The sequence below is a fragment of the Streptomyces sp. NPDC006624 genome, from assembly GCF_040611555.1.
Classification (GTDB): domain Bacteria; phylum Actinomycetota; class Actinomycetes; order Streptomycetales; family Streptomycetaceae; genus Streptomyces.
The window spans coordinates 195,920-210,875 of the sequence record NZ_JBEXOM010000010.1 but is presented as its reverse complement, the minus strand read 5'-3'; the positions used below and the strand labels follow the sequence as shown (position 1 = coordinate 210,875).

At 74.6% G+C, this 14,956-nt stretch carries 14 protein-coding genes; 3 read left to right on the top strand and 11 right to left on the bottom strand.

The features are described 5' to 3' along the window. The first annotated feature begins 368 nt into the window (after positions 1-368). Positions 369-1,532: a methyltransferase domain-containing protein gene (locus ABZY20_RS20670; protein ID WP_356442941.1), complete on the top strand. Its 1,164-nt coding sequence runs from the start codon at positions 369-371 to the stop codon at positions 1,530-1,532. Positions 1,533-1,540: 8 nt separating this feature from the next. Here ABZY20_RS20670 and ABZY20_RS20665 read toward each other — a convergent pair whose 3' ends face one another. The 4 genes from ABZY20_RS20665 to ABZY20_RS20650 form a co-directional block, all read right to left on the bottom strand. Further along, complete coding sequence (locus ABZY20_RS20665) at positions 1,541-2,746, bottom strand: sigma-70 family RNA polymerase sigma factor (RefSeq protein WP_356442940.1); 1,206 nt, start codon at positions 2,744-2,746, stop codon at positions 1,541-1,543. 305 nt (positions 2,747-3,051) lie between these two features. After that, positions 3,052-3,408 carry a YciI family protein gene (locus ABZY20_RS20660; protein ID WP_356442939.1) on the bottom strand — a complete coding sequence of 119 codons (357 nt, stop codon included), beginning with the start codon at positions 3,406-3,408 and terminating at the stop codon, positions 3,052-3,054. A gap of 189 nt (positions 3,409-3,597) precedes the next feature. Next, complete coding sequence (locus tag ABZY20_RS20655; RefSeq protein ID WP_356443012.1) at positions 3,598-4,608, bottom strand: LCP family protein; 1,011 nt, start codon at positions 4,606-4,608, stop codon at positions 3,598-3,600. A 537-nt stretch (positions 4,609-5,145) separates the two neighbouring features. Further along, positions 5,146-6,219 carry a LacI family DNA-binding transcriptional regulator gene (locus tag ABZY20_RS20650; protein WP_356442938.1) on the bottom strand — a complete coding sequence of 358 codons (1,074 nt, stop codon included), beginning with the start codon at positions 6,217-6,219 and terminating at the stop codon, positions 5,146-5,148. 194 nt (positions 6,220-6,413) lie between these two features. Between ABZY20_RS20650 and ABZY20_RS20645 the strand changes: the two genes are divergently transcribed. Then, on the top strand, positions 6,414-8,723 hold the full coding sequence (locus ABZY20_RS20645; protein ID WP_356442937.1) for a glycoside hydrolase family 3 N-terminal domain-containing protein: 2,310 nt from the start codon (positions 6,414-6,416) through the stop codon (positions 8,721-8,723). A gap of 128 nt (positions 8,724-8,851) precedes the next feature. Here ABZY20_RS20645 and ABZY20_RS20640 read toward each other — a convergent pair whose 3' ends face one another. From ABZY20_RS20640 to tsaB, 4 genes are read right to left on the bottom strand one after another with little or no spacing between them, the layout of a single operon-like run. Next, a complete protein-coding gene (locus tag ABZY20_RS20640) occupies positions 8,852-9,109 on the bottom strand; it encodes a hypothetical protein (RefSeq protein ID WP_356442936.1) in 258 nt (85 codons plus the stop codon). Beyond that, positions 9,106-10,209, bottom strand: coding sequence for a tRNA (adenosine(37)-N6)-threonylcarbamoyltransferase complex transferase subunit TsaD (gene tsaD, locus ABZY20_RS20635; RefSeq protein ID WP_356442935.1), 1,104 nt, complete (start codon positions 10,207-10,209; stop codon positions 9,106-9,108). The genes ABZY20_RS20640 and tsaD overlap by 4 nt, the downstream gene beginning before the upstream one ends. After that, on the bottom strand, positions 10,202-10,708 hold the full coding sequence (gene rimI, locus ABZY20_RS20630; RefSeq protein ID WP_356442934.1) for a ribosomal protein S18-alanine N-acetyltransferase: 507 nt from the start codon (positions 10,706-10,708) through the stop codon (positions 10,202-10,204). Before rimI ends, tsaD begins: the two co-directional genes overlap by 8 nt. After that, positions 10,705-11,358 (bottom strand): tRNA (adenosine(37)-N6)-threonylcarbamoyltransferase complex dimerization subunit type 1 TsaB, encoded by a 654-nt coding sequence (tsaB, locus tag ABZY20_RS20625; protein WP_356442933.1) that lies wholly within the window; start codon positions 11,356-11,358, stop codon positions 10,705-10,707. Before tsaB ends, rimI begins: the two co-directional genes overlap by 4 nt. Positions 11,359-12,187: 829 nt before the next feature. Here tsaB and ABZY20_RS20620 point away from each other — a divergent pair. Then, a complete protein-coding gene (locus ABZY20_RS20620) occupies positions 12,188-12,742 on the top strand; it encodes a hypothetical protein (RefSeq protein ID WP_356442932.1) in 555 nt (184 codons plus the stop codon). Between the two features lie 39 nt (positions 12,743-12,781). Here the strand turns inward: ABZY20_RS20620 and ABZY20_RS20615 are convergent, their stop codons facing one another. The 3 genes from ABZY20_RS20615 to ABZY20_RS20605 form a co-directional block, all read right to left on the bottom strand. Next, the gene (locus ABZY20_RS20615) at positions 12,782-12,991 is read right to left on the bottom strand and encodes a hypothetical protein (RefSeq protein WP_356442931.1); all 210 of its coding nucleotides are present in this window, start codon (positions 12,989-12,991) and stop codon (positions 12,782-12,784) included. A gap of 157 nt (positions 12,992-13,148) precedes the next feature. Continuing rightward, the gene (gene tsaE / locus ABZY20_RS20610) at positions 13,149-13,667 is read right to left on the bottom strand and encodes a tRNA (adenosine(37)-N6)-threonylcarbamoyltransferase complex ATPase subunit type 1 TsaE (RefSeq protein WP_356442930.1); all 519 of its coding nucleotides are present in this window, start codon (positions 13,665-13,667) and stop codon (positions 13,149-13,151) included. Next, on the bottom strand, positions 13,636-14,892 hold the full coding sequence (locus ABZY20_RS20605) for an alpha/beta hydrolase (RefSeq protein ID WP_356442929.1): 1,257 nt from the start codon (positions 14,890-14,892) through the stop codon (positions 13,636-13,638). Before ABZY20_RS20605 ends, tsaE begins: the two co-directional genes overlap by 32 nt. Positions 14,893-14,956: the final 64 nt, after the last annotated feature.

Genomic DNA, 14,956 nt, shown 5'->3' with positions numbered 1-14,956 from the left:
CCTGGGACACCGGACGGGGCGCGCACCCGGACACCGGGCCCGTCGCGCTCCCGGAAACCAGGCCGGACTCACCCCCGGACACCGCACGGGCCTCGCCCTCGGCCACCGAACCGGACTCGCCCCCGGCCACCGGACCGGACGCGTCCCCGGACGCCCCCCGGGACGCGTCGTCCGGTGTTCCGTGCGACGCGCTGTCGGCAGAAGTCGGGCCCGATGCCCCGGTTTTGTCAGTTTGTACGACTTCTCGCATGGTGCCGGATCCTCGCAGCCCGTCCGGGCGGAGCGGGCCCGACACCGCGGCCGAGGGCGCTCCGTCCACCGACTGGCCCACACGCCCCCGCGCGGGCGCCGTGGCCGACAATGAACCGGTGAACGACCTCGCCCCCCTCCTCACCCCCGAAGGCCGCGCCCTCCTCGACGAGGTGCGGGACACCGACCCCGCGCAGGAGCTGGCCGTCGCGACCCGGCTGCGCCGCGAGCATCCGGCCGAGCTGGTGTCGGCGGCGCTGGGGCAGGCGCGGCTGCGGCAGCGGGCGGCGGTGAAGTTCGGGGCGGAGGACGCGGGCCGGATGTTCTTCACGCCGAACGGGGTCGAGCAGTCGACCCGGGCGAGCGTGGCGGCGTACCGGGCCCGGCGCCTGGCCGATCTGGGCGTCAACTCGGTCGCCGACCTGTGCTGCGGCATCGGCGGTGACGCGATCGCGCTGGCCCGTGCCGGAATCCGGGTCCTGGCCGTGGACCGGGACCCGCTGACGGCCGCGGCGGCCCGGGCGAACGCCGAGGCACTGGGTCTCGCGGACCTGGTCGAGGTGCGGGAAGCGGACGTCACGGAGGTCGACACGACCGGTTACGACGCCGTCTTCGCGGACCCGGCCCGGCGGGGCGGCCGGGGCCGGATCTTCGACCCCGAGGCCTACTCGCCGCCGCTGTCCTGGGCGGTGTCGGCCGCCCGCCGGGCGCCGCGCGCCGCCGCCCTGAAGGTCGCCCCGGGCATCCCGCACGAGGCGGTGCCGGAGGACGCCGAGGCCGAGTGGATCTCCGACGGCGGGGACGTGAAGGAGGCCGTGCTGTGGTTCGGCACCGCGCCGGGCGCCGTGCGGGCCACGCTGCTCCCGGGCCCCCGCACCCTGCTCTCGCGCGGCCTGCCCGACCCGGCGGTCCGCCCGCCCGGCCGCTACCTCTACGAGCCCGACGGCGCCGTCATCCGCGCCCACCTGGTCTCCGAGGTCGCCGACCGGGTCGGCGGCGGGCTGCTCGACGCGACCATCGCGTACGTCACCGCCGACGCCCTGCACCCCACCCCGTACGCCACCGCCTACGAGATCACCGACCATCTGCCCTTCAACGTCAAGAAGCTCAAGGCCCTGTTGCGCGAGCGCGGGGTCGGCACGCTGACCGTGAAGAAGCGGGGCTCGGCGGTCGAGCCGGAGGAGCTGCGCAAGAAGGTCAAGCCGCAGGGGCCGCGGTCGGCCACGGTGTTCCTGACGCGGGTGGCGGGAGCGCCGGCGATGCTCGTCGGGCACCCCGTCTGACCGTCGGGTCAGGTCGGCTCCGCCGCCCTGCGCAGCAGCAGCTCCCGTTCCCTCGCGTTCCGCGTGAGCGATGCCGCCCGTGCGAACTCCGCCCGCGCCTCGGCCGTACGCCCGAGACGGGAGAGGAGGTCGCCGCGGACGCTGGGCAGCAGGTGGTACTCGCGCAGGGCGGGGTCGGCGGTCAGGGCGTCGACGAGGGCCAGCGCCGGGGCGGGGCCCTGGGCCATGGAGACCGCCACCGCGCGGTTCAGCTCCACGACCGGGGACGGGGAGCGGGCGGCGAGGAGACCGTAGAGGGTGGCGATGCGGTCCCAGTCGGTCTCCTCGTAGGTGTACGCGTGCGCGTGGCAGGCGGCGATGGCGGCCTGCAGGGTGTACGGGCCCGGGGCGCCGGACGCGGTGGCCTCGGCCCGGGCGAGTGCGGTGATGCCGCGGGTGACGAGCATGCGGTTCCAGCGGGAGCGGTTCTGGTCCTTGAGCAGGACCGGTTCGCCCGTGGGGCCGGTGCGGGCCGCCGTACGGGACGCCTGGAGCTCCAGGAGCGCGGTCAGGCCGTGCACCTCGGGTTCCTTCGGCATCAGCGCGGAGAGCACCCGGGCGAGCCGCAGGGCGTCCTCGCACAGGGACGGCCGCAGCCAGTCGTCGCCGGCGGTGGCCGCGTACCCCTCGTTGAAGATGAGGTAGATGACGTCGAGGACCGAGCCGAGACGGGCCTCGCGGTCGGGTCCGTAGGGCACCTCGAAGGCGACGTTCCGTGTCGCGAGGGTGCGTTTGGCGCGGACGATGCGCTGGGCGACGGTCGGCTCGGGGACCAGGAAGGCGCGGGCGATCTCGGCCGTGGTGAGTCCGCCGAGCAGGCGCAGGGTGAGGGCGGTGCGGGCCTCGGTCGACAGCGCCGGGTGACAGGCGGTGAAGACCAGGCGCAGCAGGTCGTCGTCGATGTCCTCCGGGTCGGCGGGCTCCTCCGGGGGTGCCGCGGCCGACAGGTCCCGGCCGATCTCGGCCAGCTTGCGGGCGTAGTTCTCGCGGCGGCGGACCAGGTCGACGGCACGGTTGCGGGCGGCGGCCATGAGCCAGGCGCCCGGATTGCCGGGCACCCCGTCCCGGGGCCACTGCTCCAGCGCGGCGACCAGCGCGTCCTGCGCGAGCTCCTCGGCGATCCCGACGTCCCGGACGATCCGCGTGACACCGGCGATGATCCGCGCCGACTCCATCCGGAACACGGTCTCGACGACCTCGGTGACACCGCCGGCGCGGAGTGGCGGTGAGGGGGGCTCACCGCCGGCGGGCGGTGGCGGGGTAGGGCCTTGCCCGGAGGCGGGCGCACGGTCGGGCCGGCCGGGCGTCCCCGTGGTGTCGCCCGGTCCGGGGGCGGACGGGGTGCCGTCCCGCCCCCGCCCGGAGCCGGCGGCACCGCCCCGCCCGAGGGCGCGGGGGGTGCCGGCCTGTCCGGTGGAGGGCTGTCGTGTCACAACCCACCATCAGACACCCGCCGCACCGCCCCGCCAAGCGGAATCGGTCAGTCCTCGGTGATCTGGCGGACCTCCGCGGTGATCGTCCAGTAGTCCTCGTGCACGGACAGGAACCGCTTGGCCCACTCGATGGCCTCGGCCTTGTCCTTGCACTGGCTGATCGAGTAGCCGCCGATGACCTCCTTGGTCTCGGTGAACGGCCCGTCGGTGACGGACAGCCGCCCGCCCTCCCAGGTCACCCGGGAGCCCTCCGAGGTCGGGGCCAGCCCGGCCGTGTCGAGCATGACCCCGGCCTTGGTGATCTCTTCCAGGAGGTTGCCCATGCGCTCCATGAGCTCGGGGCTCGGGCCCTCGGCCGGGGCGTTCTTCTCGTCGATGCGGATCAGGGTGAGGAAGCGCGGCATGGTGACTCCTGCGGTTCGGGGCGGGGGTTTTCCCCGCTCTCACCCCTGCGTCGATCGGCAGACCGCGGGATCGACACGCTCGCCGGAATTCCTCGGAGATTTTTCCGGACGGACGGACGGACGGGCAGACGCACGGACGGGCAGACGGGCGGGCAGACGGGCGGGCAGTCGGACGGTCGTCGGTGACGGTCAGCGCAGCGACTCCCACAGCCTCCCCGCCTCCGGCTCCTGCGCGACCACCCGGTTGGGGTCGTAGGGCGCCCGGACCACGGGCATCGTCACCGTGCGGACCCCGCTCGCCGACAGGTTCTGCAGGCTCTGCCCGAGCCGGGTCAGCTCGCTCAGCGAGTCCAGGCCGGTGTCGGTGGTGAGGCCGGCGGTCACCGCGTCCGCGACGCGGTACAGCTGCGCCGGGTCGGTGAGCAGATCCTGCGAGGCGATGCGCTCCAGCAGCGCCTTCACCAGTTTCTGCTGCAGACCGATGCGGCCGAGGTCGCTGCCGTCGCCGATGCCGTGCCGGGTGCGGGCCAGGCCCAGCGCCCGGGTGCCGTCCAGATGGTGCGTGCCCGCCTCCAGGTGCAGATGGCTGTCGTCGTCGGCGATGTCCTCGTCCGTGGTGACGGTGACCCCGCCGAGCGCGTCCACGAGCTTCGCGAAGCCGGAGAAGTCGATCTCGATGTAGTGGTCCATGCGGACGCCGGTCATGGCCTCGACCGTCTTCACCGCGCAGACCGGACCGCCCACCGCGTAGGCGTTGTTGAACATGGAGTTGTAGGCGACCGCCGTCGACCCGCCGGACGGGAGCGGGCAGGACGGGCGGGTGACCAGGGTGTCGCGCGGGATGCTGACCACCGTCGCGCTGGTCCGCCCGGCGTCCAGGTGGACGACCATCGCGGTGTCGGAGCGGGCGCCGTCGCTGTCCCCGCCGCCGAGCCGCTGGTTCTCGGCGCCGCTGCGCGTGTCGGAGCCCAGCACCAGGATGTTGAGCGCCTCGCTGGGCAGGACCTCCGCCGCGGTGGACGGCGTGGTCACCGGTTTGGGCGGCCGGTCGTCCCCCAGCGCGTGGTCGATGTCGACGCTCGTGATGTTGTCGCTGAGGTGCCAGTAGGCCCAGCCCGCGGCTCCGGCGGCCAGCACCAGCAGCCCCGCCAGGGTGAGGCCGGCGGTCCGCAGCGCGATCGACCGCCGGCCGGTGCGTATGCCGTCGTCCTCGCCGGCCTCGCGCGTCGAGCCGCTCGCGTCCTGGCCCGTCCCAGAGTCATGTCCCGTCACAACACAGGAACGTAAGTCCGAATTATGACGGGCAGGGGATGCAGGACGCGTTTTCTTCGGAAATTCTCAGACTTCGCGGGCCCCGGCCCACCTCAGGGCCACCACAGAGCCACCACAGGCACCGGACTGCTCCCGCTCCACGAGGGGTTGCGCCCCGGCGGCACCGAACCGCCGTCCGGCGCCGACCCGTTGCACGAGGCGTCCACCCAACTGACCGCCGCCCCCGACGGGGTGCGGCCGGCGCTCCGGGTCTGCCGGATCCGCCGCCCCGCCCCGAACGCCCAAGTCGCAAGCGCCCCTGGCCGGTTCGTCCGAGCCCCGAGCGCCCCGGTCGGCGCGGAGGAGGGCGACCCCGATCGCGGCGCTCTCACCTGCAGAGGGAGTCCGAAAGTTTCGAAGGTGTGACCGATTGACTTCGGCGCAGTGTGCGGGCGCCCGCCGCACCAGTCAATACTTCAACCGGCCTTACGCCGGTGCCGCCGCCGGTGGCGCCGCCGTGCTGCTGCGCACCACCAGGCTCGTCGCCAGCTCCACGCGGGTCGCCGCCGGGATGTCGTCGCCGCGCCCGAGGTCGAGGACGAGCTTCGCCGCCGCCTCGGCCATCTCCGTCAGCGGCTGCCGGACGGTGGTCAGCGGCGGGCCGACCAGGGGGGCCACCGGCAGGTCGTCGAAGCCGACCACGCTCAGGTCCTCGGGGATGCGCAGGCCCAGCTCGCGCGCGGCCTCGTACAGCCCGAGCGCCTGCAGGTCGTTCCCGGCGAAGATCGCGGTCGGCCGGTCGGGGCGGCGCAGCAGTTCCAGGCCCCGCCGGTAGCCGGCCTCGTGGTGGAAGTCGCCGCCCGCGATCAGCGAGGGGTCCACGGGCAGCCCGGCCGTCTCCAGCGCGGCCCGGTAGCCGTCGACGCGGGCACGGCTGCACATCATCTGCGACGGCCCGCTGATCGCCCCGATCCTGCGGTGGCCCAGATCGACCAGGTGCCTCGTGGCCGCGAGCCCGCCCTGCCAGTTGGTCGCGCCGATCGACGGTACGTCGGCGCCGGGGTCGCCGGCCGGGTCCATCACCACGAACGGGATGGAACGGCTGGTCAGCAGCGCCCGCTGCGACTCGTCGAGCCCGGACAGCACCAGCACCACGCCGTGCGGGCGGCGCGCGGCGACCTGGTCGGCCCAGGTCCGCCCGGGCGTGAGCCGCCCCGCGCTCTCCGACAGCACCACGCTCAGGCCCGCGTCCCGGGCCACGTTCTCCACGCCCCGGATGACCTCCATCGCCCAGGCGCTCTCCAGCTCGTGGAAGACCAGGTCGATCAGCGGCGAGCGGGTCGCCTCGGCACGCCGGCGCCGGTAGCCGTGCGCGCGCAGCAGCCCCTCGACCCGGGCGCGCGTGGCCGGGGCCACGTCGGCGCGGCCGTTGAGCACCTTCGAAACAGTCGGTGCCGAGACACCGGCCTCTCGGGCGATCTCGGCGAGCGTGGCGGTCTGCGCGGTGCGCCCCTGCGTCCGGATTTGTGTCCGGCTTTCAACGGGCTCCGGGGAAGTCATGGCGGCGATCGTATCCCTGCGGGCCCCCTTGACGAAGTCCTCGTGGCGCCATAGGTTCCCGGAACATTCGATGTCCATGTCGAAACATTCGCTGGATTCGCTGGAGCGGGTGCGGGAAGCGATGGTCAGGCACCGCTCGCGCACTCGTGAGCACCGCTCGTGAGAGGGCCGTCCGTCCACCCGACAGGAGCTTCATGACCACCGCGCCCTGGCGTGACCCCGCCGTGCCCGCCGCCGCCCGCGTCGACGACCTGCTCTCCCGGATGACCCTGGAGGAGAAGACCGCCCAGCTGTACGGCGTGTGGGTGGGTGCCTCGACGGACGGCGACGGAGTCGCCCCGCACCAGCACGACATGACCGTCGACTACGACTGGGACGAGCTGATCACCCACGGTCTCGGCCAGCTCACCCGCTCCTTCGGCACCGCCCCCGTCGACCCGGCGCTCGGCGCACAGGCCCTCGCCCGCGCCCAGCGCCGCATCACCGAGGCGGGCCGGTTCGGCATCCCGGCGATCGCCCACGAGGAGTGCCTGGCCGGCTTCACCGCCTGGCAGGCCACGGCCTACCCGGTCCCGCTGGCCTGGGGCGCGACCTGGGACCCGCCGCTGGTGGAGGAGATGGCCCGGCGCATCGGGGGCGACCTGCGTTCGGCCGGTGTGCACCAGGGCCTCGCCCCCGTCCTGGACGTCGTGCGCGACCCCCGCTGGGGCCGCGTGGAGGAGACGATCGGCGAGGACCCGTACCTGGTCGGCACGATCGGCACGGCGTACGTGCGCGGCCTGGAGGCCGCCGGAGTCGTCGCCACGCTCAAGCACTTCGCCGGGTACGCCTCCTCGGCCGGCGCCCGCAACCTGGCCCCGGTACGGGCCGGCGTCCGCGAGTTCGCGGACGTCACGCTCCCGCCCTTCGAGATGGCCGTGCGCGAGGGCCGGCCCCGCTCGGTGATGGCCGCGTACACCGAGACGGACGGCGTCCCGGCCTCGGCCGACCCGGAGCTGCTGACCCGGCTGCTGCGCGAGGAGTGGGGCTTCACCGGCACGGTCGTCGCCGACTACTTCGGCATCGCCTTCCTGCAGACCCTCCACCGTGTCGCCGCCACCCCGGCCGAGGCGGCGCACGCGGCGCTCACCGCCGGTATCGACGTCGAACTGCCCACCCTCAAGTGCTACGGGCGCCCCCTGCTGGACGCGGTCCGCTCCGGCCGCGTCCCCGAGGAGCTCGTGGACCGGGCGGCCCGCCGCGTGCTGCTGCAGAAATGCGAACTCGGCCTGCTCGACGAGGACTGGACCCCCGAGCCGGCCGCCTCGATCAGCCTCGATTCGACGGCCAACCGGATCCTGGCCCGCCGCCTGGCCGAGGAGTCGGTGGTGCTCCTCGACAACCCCGACGGCCTGCTGCCGCTGGCCCCCGACACCCGGATCGCGGTCGTCGGCCCCCGGGCGGCCGACGCCCTGGCCATGCTCGGCTGCTACTCCTTCCCGTCCCATGTCCTCACCCACCACCCCGGGGTGCCGGCCGGCATCGAGATCCCGACCGTCCTCGACGCGCTGCGCACCGAACTCCCCGACGCCAAGGTGACGTTCGCGCAGGGCTGCGACGTGACCGACCCCGGCGCGGAGGGCTTCGAGGAGGCCGTCGCCCGCGCGGCCGAGGCGGACGTGTGCGTGGCGGTGCTCGGCGACCGGGCGGGCCTGTTCGGCCGCGGCACCTCCGGCGAGGGCTGCGACGCCACGGACCTCGCGCTGCCCGGGGTCCAGGGCGACCTGCTGGACGCGCTGGTCGCCACGGGCGTCCCCGTGGTGCTGGTGCTGCTGACCGGCCGCCCCTACGCGCTCGGCCGGTGGGACGGCCGGCTGGGTGCCGTCGTCCAGGCCTTCTTCCCGGGGGAGGAGGGCGGCCCGGCGGTCGCGGGCGTGCTGTCGGGCCGCGTGAACCCGTCGGGCCGTCTCCCCGTGAGCGTCCCCCGGGTGCCCGGCGGCCAGCCCTGGACCTACCTCCAGCCGCCCCTGGGCCTGGCGGGCGAGGTCAGCAACCTCGACCCGACCCCGCTGCACCCCTTCGGCCACGGCCGCTCGTACACGACGTTCACCTGGGAGGACGGCTCCGCGACCGGGCCGGCCGAGCTGGGCACGGACGAGTCGTACGACCTGTCGGTGACCGTCCGCAACACCGGCGGGCGCGAGGGCGCGGAGGTGGTGCAGCTGTACCTGCACGACCCGGTGGCGTCGGTGACCCGGCCGGACGTGCGGCTGATCGGCTACCGGCGGGTGGAGCTGGCCGCGGGCGAGGCGGCCCGGGTGACGTTCCGCTTCCACCCCGACCTCTCGGCCTTCACCGACCGCCAGGGGCGCAGGGTGGTCGAACCGGGCGCCCTGGAGCTCCGGCTGGCGGCGTCCAGCACGGACGTGCGCCACACGGCCCACCTCACCCTCACCGGCCCGGTCCGGTACCCGGGGACCGACCGCCGGCTGCACTGCGAGACGGAGGTGTCGGCGGTGCGGTGATACCCCGCGCGCCGGCCCGTGACCGCGGCTCCCCGCGCGCCGGCCCGTGACCGCGGCTCCCCGCGCGCCGGCCCGTGACCGCGGCTCCCCGCGCGCCGGCCCGGACCGGGCGCCCGGGACACCTGCGGTCAGCCGTCGGCCACCGACTCGAAGCGCCAGCGGTGCACGGCCCGCGTGACCAGCTCCCCGTCCGGCTCCGGGAGTTCGGGCAGCTCGGCGTCGTACGGAGCGTCCCACCAGGTGATGACGAGGACCCGGTCCTGAGGGGCGCGCAGGGTCTCGCGGCGCAGGGGCGCGCGGGGGAGGTCCTGCGCCCGCGCCCAGGCCAGCAGGTCCGCTCCCCGACCGGGCACCGCCCGCGCCTCCCACATCAACGCGACCGTCACGAGTAGAGGTTCTCCTTGCTGACCTCGTGCACGTGGTCGTGGTCGTGGTCGGGGTCGGGGCCCGGGACGTGCGGCTCGGTCACCGGCAGCGAGGAGTCCGCCGACAGGTCCCAGCTCGACGCGGCCCGGCCCCGCGCGACCATCTCGGCGCCGAGCGCGGCGACCATCGCGCCGTTGTCCGTGCACAGCTTGGGCCGCGGCACCCGCAGCCGGATCCCGGCCGCCTCGCAGCGCTCCTGGGCGAGGGCGCGCAGGCGGGAGTTGGCGGCCACGCCGCCGCCGATCATCAGGTGGTCGACGCCCTCGTCCTTGCAGGCCCGGACGGCCTTGCGGGTCAGCACGTCCACGACCGCCTCCTGGAAGGAGGCCGAGACGTCGCGCACCGGGACCTCCTCGCCCGCCGCCCGCCTGGCCTCGATCCAGCGGGCCACGGCCGTCTTCAGCCCCGAGAAGGAGAAGTCGTAGGCCGGGTCGCGCGGGCCGGTCAGGCCGCGCGGGAACGCGATGGCGTTCGGGTCGCCCTCCTTGGCGTACCGGTCGATGACCGGGCCGCCGGGGAAGCCGAGGTTCAGCACCCGGGCGATCTTGTCGAAGGCCTCGCCGGCCGCGTCGTCGATGGTCGCGCCCATCGGGCGGACGTCGGAGGTGATGTCCGAGGACAGCAGCAGCGAGGAGTGGCCGCCGGAGACCAGCAGCGCCATCGTCGGCTCGGGCAGCGGGCCGTGCTCCAGCTGGTCCACGCAGATGTGCGAGGCGAGGTGGTTCACGCCGTAGAGGGGCTTGCCGAGCGCGTAGGCGTACGCCTTCGCCGCGGAGACGCCGACCAGCAGGGCACCGGCGAGTCCGGGACCGGCCGTGACGGCGATGCCGTCGAGGTCGCGGGCGCTGACGCCCGCCTCCTTCAGCGCGCGCTCGATGGTGGGGACCATCGCCTCCAGGTGGGCGCGGCTCGCGACCTCCGGGACGACGCCGCCGAAACGGGCGTGCTCGTCGACGCTGGAGGCGACCGCGTCGGCCAGCAGGGTCGTGCCGCGGACGATGCCGACACCGGTCTCGTCGCAAGAGGTCTCGATCCCCAGGACCAGAGGTTCGTCAGCCATTGATCTCGGTTCCTTGTACGGAGTTCTCGGGAGCGGTCAGGCGCATCACCAGGGCGTCGACGTTCCCCGGCTGGTAGTACCCGCGCCGCACCCCGATGGGTTCAAAGCCGAAGCGCTCGTAGAGCTTCTGCGCGCGGACGTTGTCCACGCGGCACTCGAGCATCACCTCGGCGCACTCGAAGGCGGTCGCGGCCCGCAGCAGCTCGGCCAGCAGCCGTCCGCCGAGGCCGGTGCCCCACAGTTCGCGGGCGACGGCGATGGTCTGCACGTCGGCCTGCTCACCGGTGGTGACCAGCCCGGCGTACCCGACGATCCGGGAACCGCTCTCGGCGACCACGTACCGCCGGTTGGCCTCGGGGCCGCGCGCGTGGGCCAGTTCGGACCAGAACATGCCCCGCGACCAGGCGTCGTCGGGGAAGAGGTTCCGCTCCAGCTCCAGCACGGGGTCGATGTCCCACCAGCGCATCTCGCGCAGCGCGCACGTCACGGGTTCGGTCACTTGGGGGTGACCACCTTGTAGTTCTTGGGGACCTGGGCGTCGGGGCGGCGCAGGTACAGCGGCCGGGGCGCGGGCAGTTCCTCGCCCGCCGCCAGCCGCTCGGCGGCCAGCCGGGCCAGGGCGGCGGCGGACACGTGCTCGGGTTCGTGCGCCTGGGGGAAGGTGTCGGGGTACAGCAGCGCGCCCGCGCCGACCGCGGGCAGGCCCTTGACCTGCTCGGCGATGGCGGCGGGGCGGTCGACGGCCGGGTCGGTGAGACGGGTGCGGGAGTCGGCGTAGCGGGCCCAGTACACCTCCTTGCGGCGGGCGTCGGTCGCGACGACGAACGGGCCCTCGATGTCGGCGGCCCGGGCGAGGCCGTCCAGCGTGCACACCCCGTGCACGGGGACGCCCAGCGCGAGCCCGAAGGTCTCCGCGGTCATCAGGCCGACCCGCAGCCCGGTGTAGGGGCCGGGGCCGATCCCGGCGACGATCCCCGTGACGGCGTCGAGCTTCAGACCGGCGTCGGCGAGCACCCGGTCGATCGCCGGCAGCAGCAGTTCCCCGTGCCGCCGCGCGTCGACCTGACTCGACGAGGCGATGACGTCCTCGCCGTCGTGCAACGCGACGGTGACAGCGGGCGTGGCGGTATCCAGAGCGAGCAAGAGCACGCAAACAGCCTACGGCTCCCGTGGGCCGCTGTCGGACGTACGCCCATCCACCCACCCGAACCGCACGGCACCGGCGAGAACGCCGCGAACCCAAGTGCGGGGACGACCGACGCCCCGCCCCGGAGCCGCACCCGACGGCCGGCCTGCCGACTCCGCCGACCGGCCCAGCTCACGAGAGCGCAGGCCCCGCACCACGGCAACGCCCGGCCCTCGGCACCAGCACCGCTGCGCCCCGGCTCGGGTGGCCCCTCGGACGTCCCCGAAACGGCGGCTCCGAGCTCAGGCCGGCCACCGGAGCCGCATCCGGTGGCCGGCCTGCCGACTCTCCCGAGCGGCCCCGCTCGGGAGAGCGCACGCCCCATGCCACAGAGATCCCCGGACACCCGGCACCGTCCCAGGCCAAGCCCCGCACGCCCCACCGCGCCGCAGGACCCGCGTGCGCCCGGTCCGCCCCGACGCGGCGATGCGGCGACCGCCAAGCCCGGCCCCCACCGGAGCCCAACCCGACATCCGGTCTACCGGCACCCCGCAGCGGCCCCCAGCGGCCGGCCGCGCGAAAGCGCACGCCCCGCGCCGCGGGAGCGGCGGCCACCCGGAACAACCGAACACCCACCCGGACACCCGGACCCCCGGCCCCCTCCCAGGCCAGCCCCCGGCACAGCCCCGCCGCACCCCCGGCCCCCGGCCCCCGGCCCCCGAACGGCCGTACGCCTGGCACCGCCCCGCCCCGGCGCGGCCCGGCCCGGCCTGCCGGGTCGTCACCTGCTGCTACCGTCACCTAACGTAACTGGACAGACACAGCAAGGGACGTACGCGGAGGTGGCCGCCGGTGGCAGTCAGCAGCTCGGGAATCGTGGCCGGGCTCACCGCCGCGGCCCTCGCGACGGTCGGCTACCTCGCCCATCAGGCCGCGGAGGCCCTCCCGTCCGGTCCGGGCGGGGCGCGGGCGGGTGCCTCACCGGCGGTCGGCAGCTCCGAGGCGCCGCCGGCCAGGAGGGACCCCACCGCGCTGCCGGACGGCTCCGGGAAGGGCGCGCGGGTCGTGTACTCCCTGCGTGGCGACCGGGTGTGGCTGGTCGGCGCCAACGGCAAGGTCGCCCGCACCTTCGAGGTCGCCCCGAGCGCGGTGGACCCGGCCCCGGGCAGTTACGCCGTGACGTCCCGCTCGAACGCCGTCACCGGCTCCGACGGCATCCCCGTCGAGCACGTCGTGCGTTTCACCAGCGTGGACGGCGTGGTCGTCGGTTTCAGCGCGGCCGTGGACGAGTCGAAGGCCGCGCCGGACCCCCGGGTCCGCACGGGCGGCATCCGGGAGTCCCGCGCGGACGGCGCGGCGATGTGGACGTTCGCGACGATCGGCCGGAAGGTGGTCGTCGTCCGCTAGATGAGGAACGGACGGACGGCGGCCCGGCCCTCCAGGCGTCTAAGCCGCTTCCCGGTGATCCCTCACCGGCCCGGAGAGGTCCGGCCCGGAGAGGTCCGGCCCCGAGATCCCGGGTCCCGAGCGCTCCGGCTCGGGGGCGCGCGGCGGCGTGGAGATCAGAGCCGCGGCCTCGCCCGCCGCCAGCAGGTCCCGCATGGACACCCCGGCGACCGCGAACGGCGGAAGCCCCTTGCTCTCTGTAGCCGGCATGGACGCCTCCTGAAGGCCGGGGGCGGACGTGGTTAGGTAGACCTAACCACGGACTGGATACCATGTGACCACGGACAAGACGCCGAACGCAACATCTTGCCGACGTCTTGTCGGAACGTTCATCACATCACCGCACGACGGGCTCCCGCCGGCACGTCTACGCGGCGAGCACGGTCAGGTCGGCCGCGGCCCAGCGGTCACCCACACCGGTGATCGTCAGCTGCCGGACCTCGTCGGTCGTGTCGCCCACCGCCCGGTGGATCACGACCTGGAGCCGGTCCTCGGTCAGCTCCTCGACCTTGCCCTCGCCCCACTCCACGACGACCACGGAGTCGGGCAGCGACACGTCGAGGTCGAGGTCCTCCATCTCGTCCAGCCCGCCGGAGAGCCGGTAGGCGTCGACGTGGACGAGCGGGGGTCCGTCACCCAGGGAGGGGTGCACCCGGGCGATCACGAAGGTCGGCGAGGTGACGGCCCCGCGCACGCCGAGCCCCTCGCCCAGTCCACGGGTCAGCGTCGTCTTGCCCGCCCCGAGCTCCCCGCTCAGCATCACCAGGTCGCCCGCCCGCAGCAGTTTCGCGAGCCGGCGGCCCAGCTCCCGCATCTGCTCGGGGGACGTGACGACGATCTGTACGGATCCGGGCTCAGCCGGGTTGTGCGGTGCTGGTGCTTCCATAGCCCTTCACGGTAGCCCCTGCGGGCACGGCACCCGTGCGGGTGAGCAGGTCGGCGAGGCGGTCGGTGACCACTTCCGGGTGTTCCAGCATCACCAGGTGCCCGGCGTCCGGCACGAGCACCAGCTCCGCCTCCGGCAGCACGTCGGCGATCGCCTCGCTGTGCTCACTGGGCGTGACGAGGTCGTTCACCCCGGCCAGGACGAGCACCGGCATGTCCGCGAAGTGGGCGAGCGCCTCGGTCTTGTCGTGGTCGTGGAACGCCGGGTAGTACTCGGCGACCACGTCGATCGGCGTGCTCTCGATCATCCGCTCGGCGAACCGGGCGATGGCCGGGTCGACGTCCCGGGTCGCGAACGAGTAGCGCTTGATGACCCCGGCGAACAGGTCCGCGGTGGCCCGGCGCCCCTTCTCCACCAGCTCGGCCCGCTGCCCCATCACCTTCAGCACCCCGGGCAGCACCCGCCGCACCGCGTTGACGCCGGCGACCGGCAGCCCGTAGTTGACCTCGCCGAGCCGCCCCGACGACGTGCCGACGAAGGCGACCCCGACGACCCGCTCGCGGATCAGCTCCGGGTACTGGTCGGCCAGCGCCATCACCGTCATGCCGCCCATGGAGTGCCCGACGAGGACGATCGGCCCCTCCGGCACGGTGGCGTCGATGACGGCCTTCAGGTCGCTGCCGAGCTGCTCGATGGTGACCGGCTGGTCGTCCCGGTTCTGCGCCACGCCCCGGCCGGAGCGGCCGTGGCTGCGCTGGTCCCAGTGCACGGTCCGTACGACGCCGCGCAGGGCGGCCCGCTGGAAGTGCCAGGAGTCCTGGCTGAGGCAGTAGCCGTGGCTGAAGACGACCGTGACGGGGGCCGGGGACTTGCGGCCGAAGAGCCTGCGGCGGCGCGGCCCCGTGGCCGGGACGGTCTCCGGGTCGACCTCGTCGACCTCGTAGTACAGCTCGGTGCCGTCCTCGGCGATCGCCTTGCCGGGCATGCCGCGCAGCGCCCCGTAGGGTCCCGCGGAGTCCAGGGCGAGGCGGGCCTTCTGGCGTATGCCGCGGCCGACCGTCATCCGCTCCAGGGCGACACCGGCGGCCGCGCCCGCGGCCACCACGCCTATCGCCACCCCGGCGATGCCGGTCGCCCGGCGCCAGCCCCCCGCCGCCCCCGCGGCGGAGGCCGCGACGGCCGCCGAGGCGACGTCCGCGACGACCTCCGCACTGCTCTCGCTCACGTACCGCTCCTCCTCGCCGGGCTGCCGATCGGTGACTGTCGCTGGTCGGGTGGTGTTCCTGGTG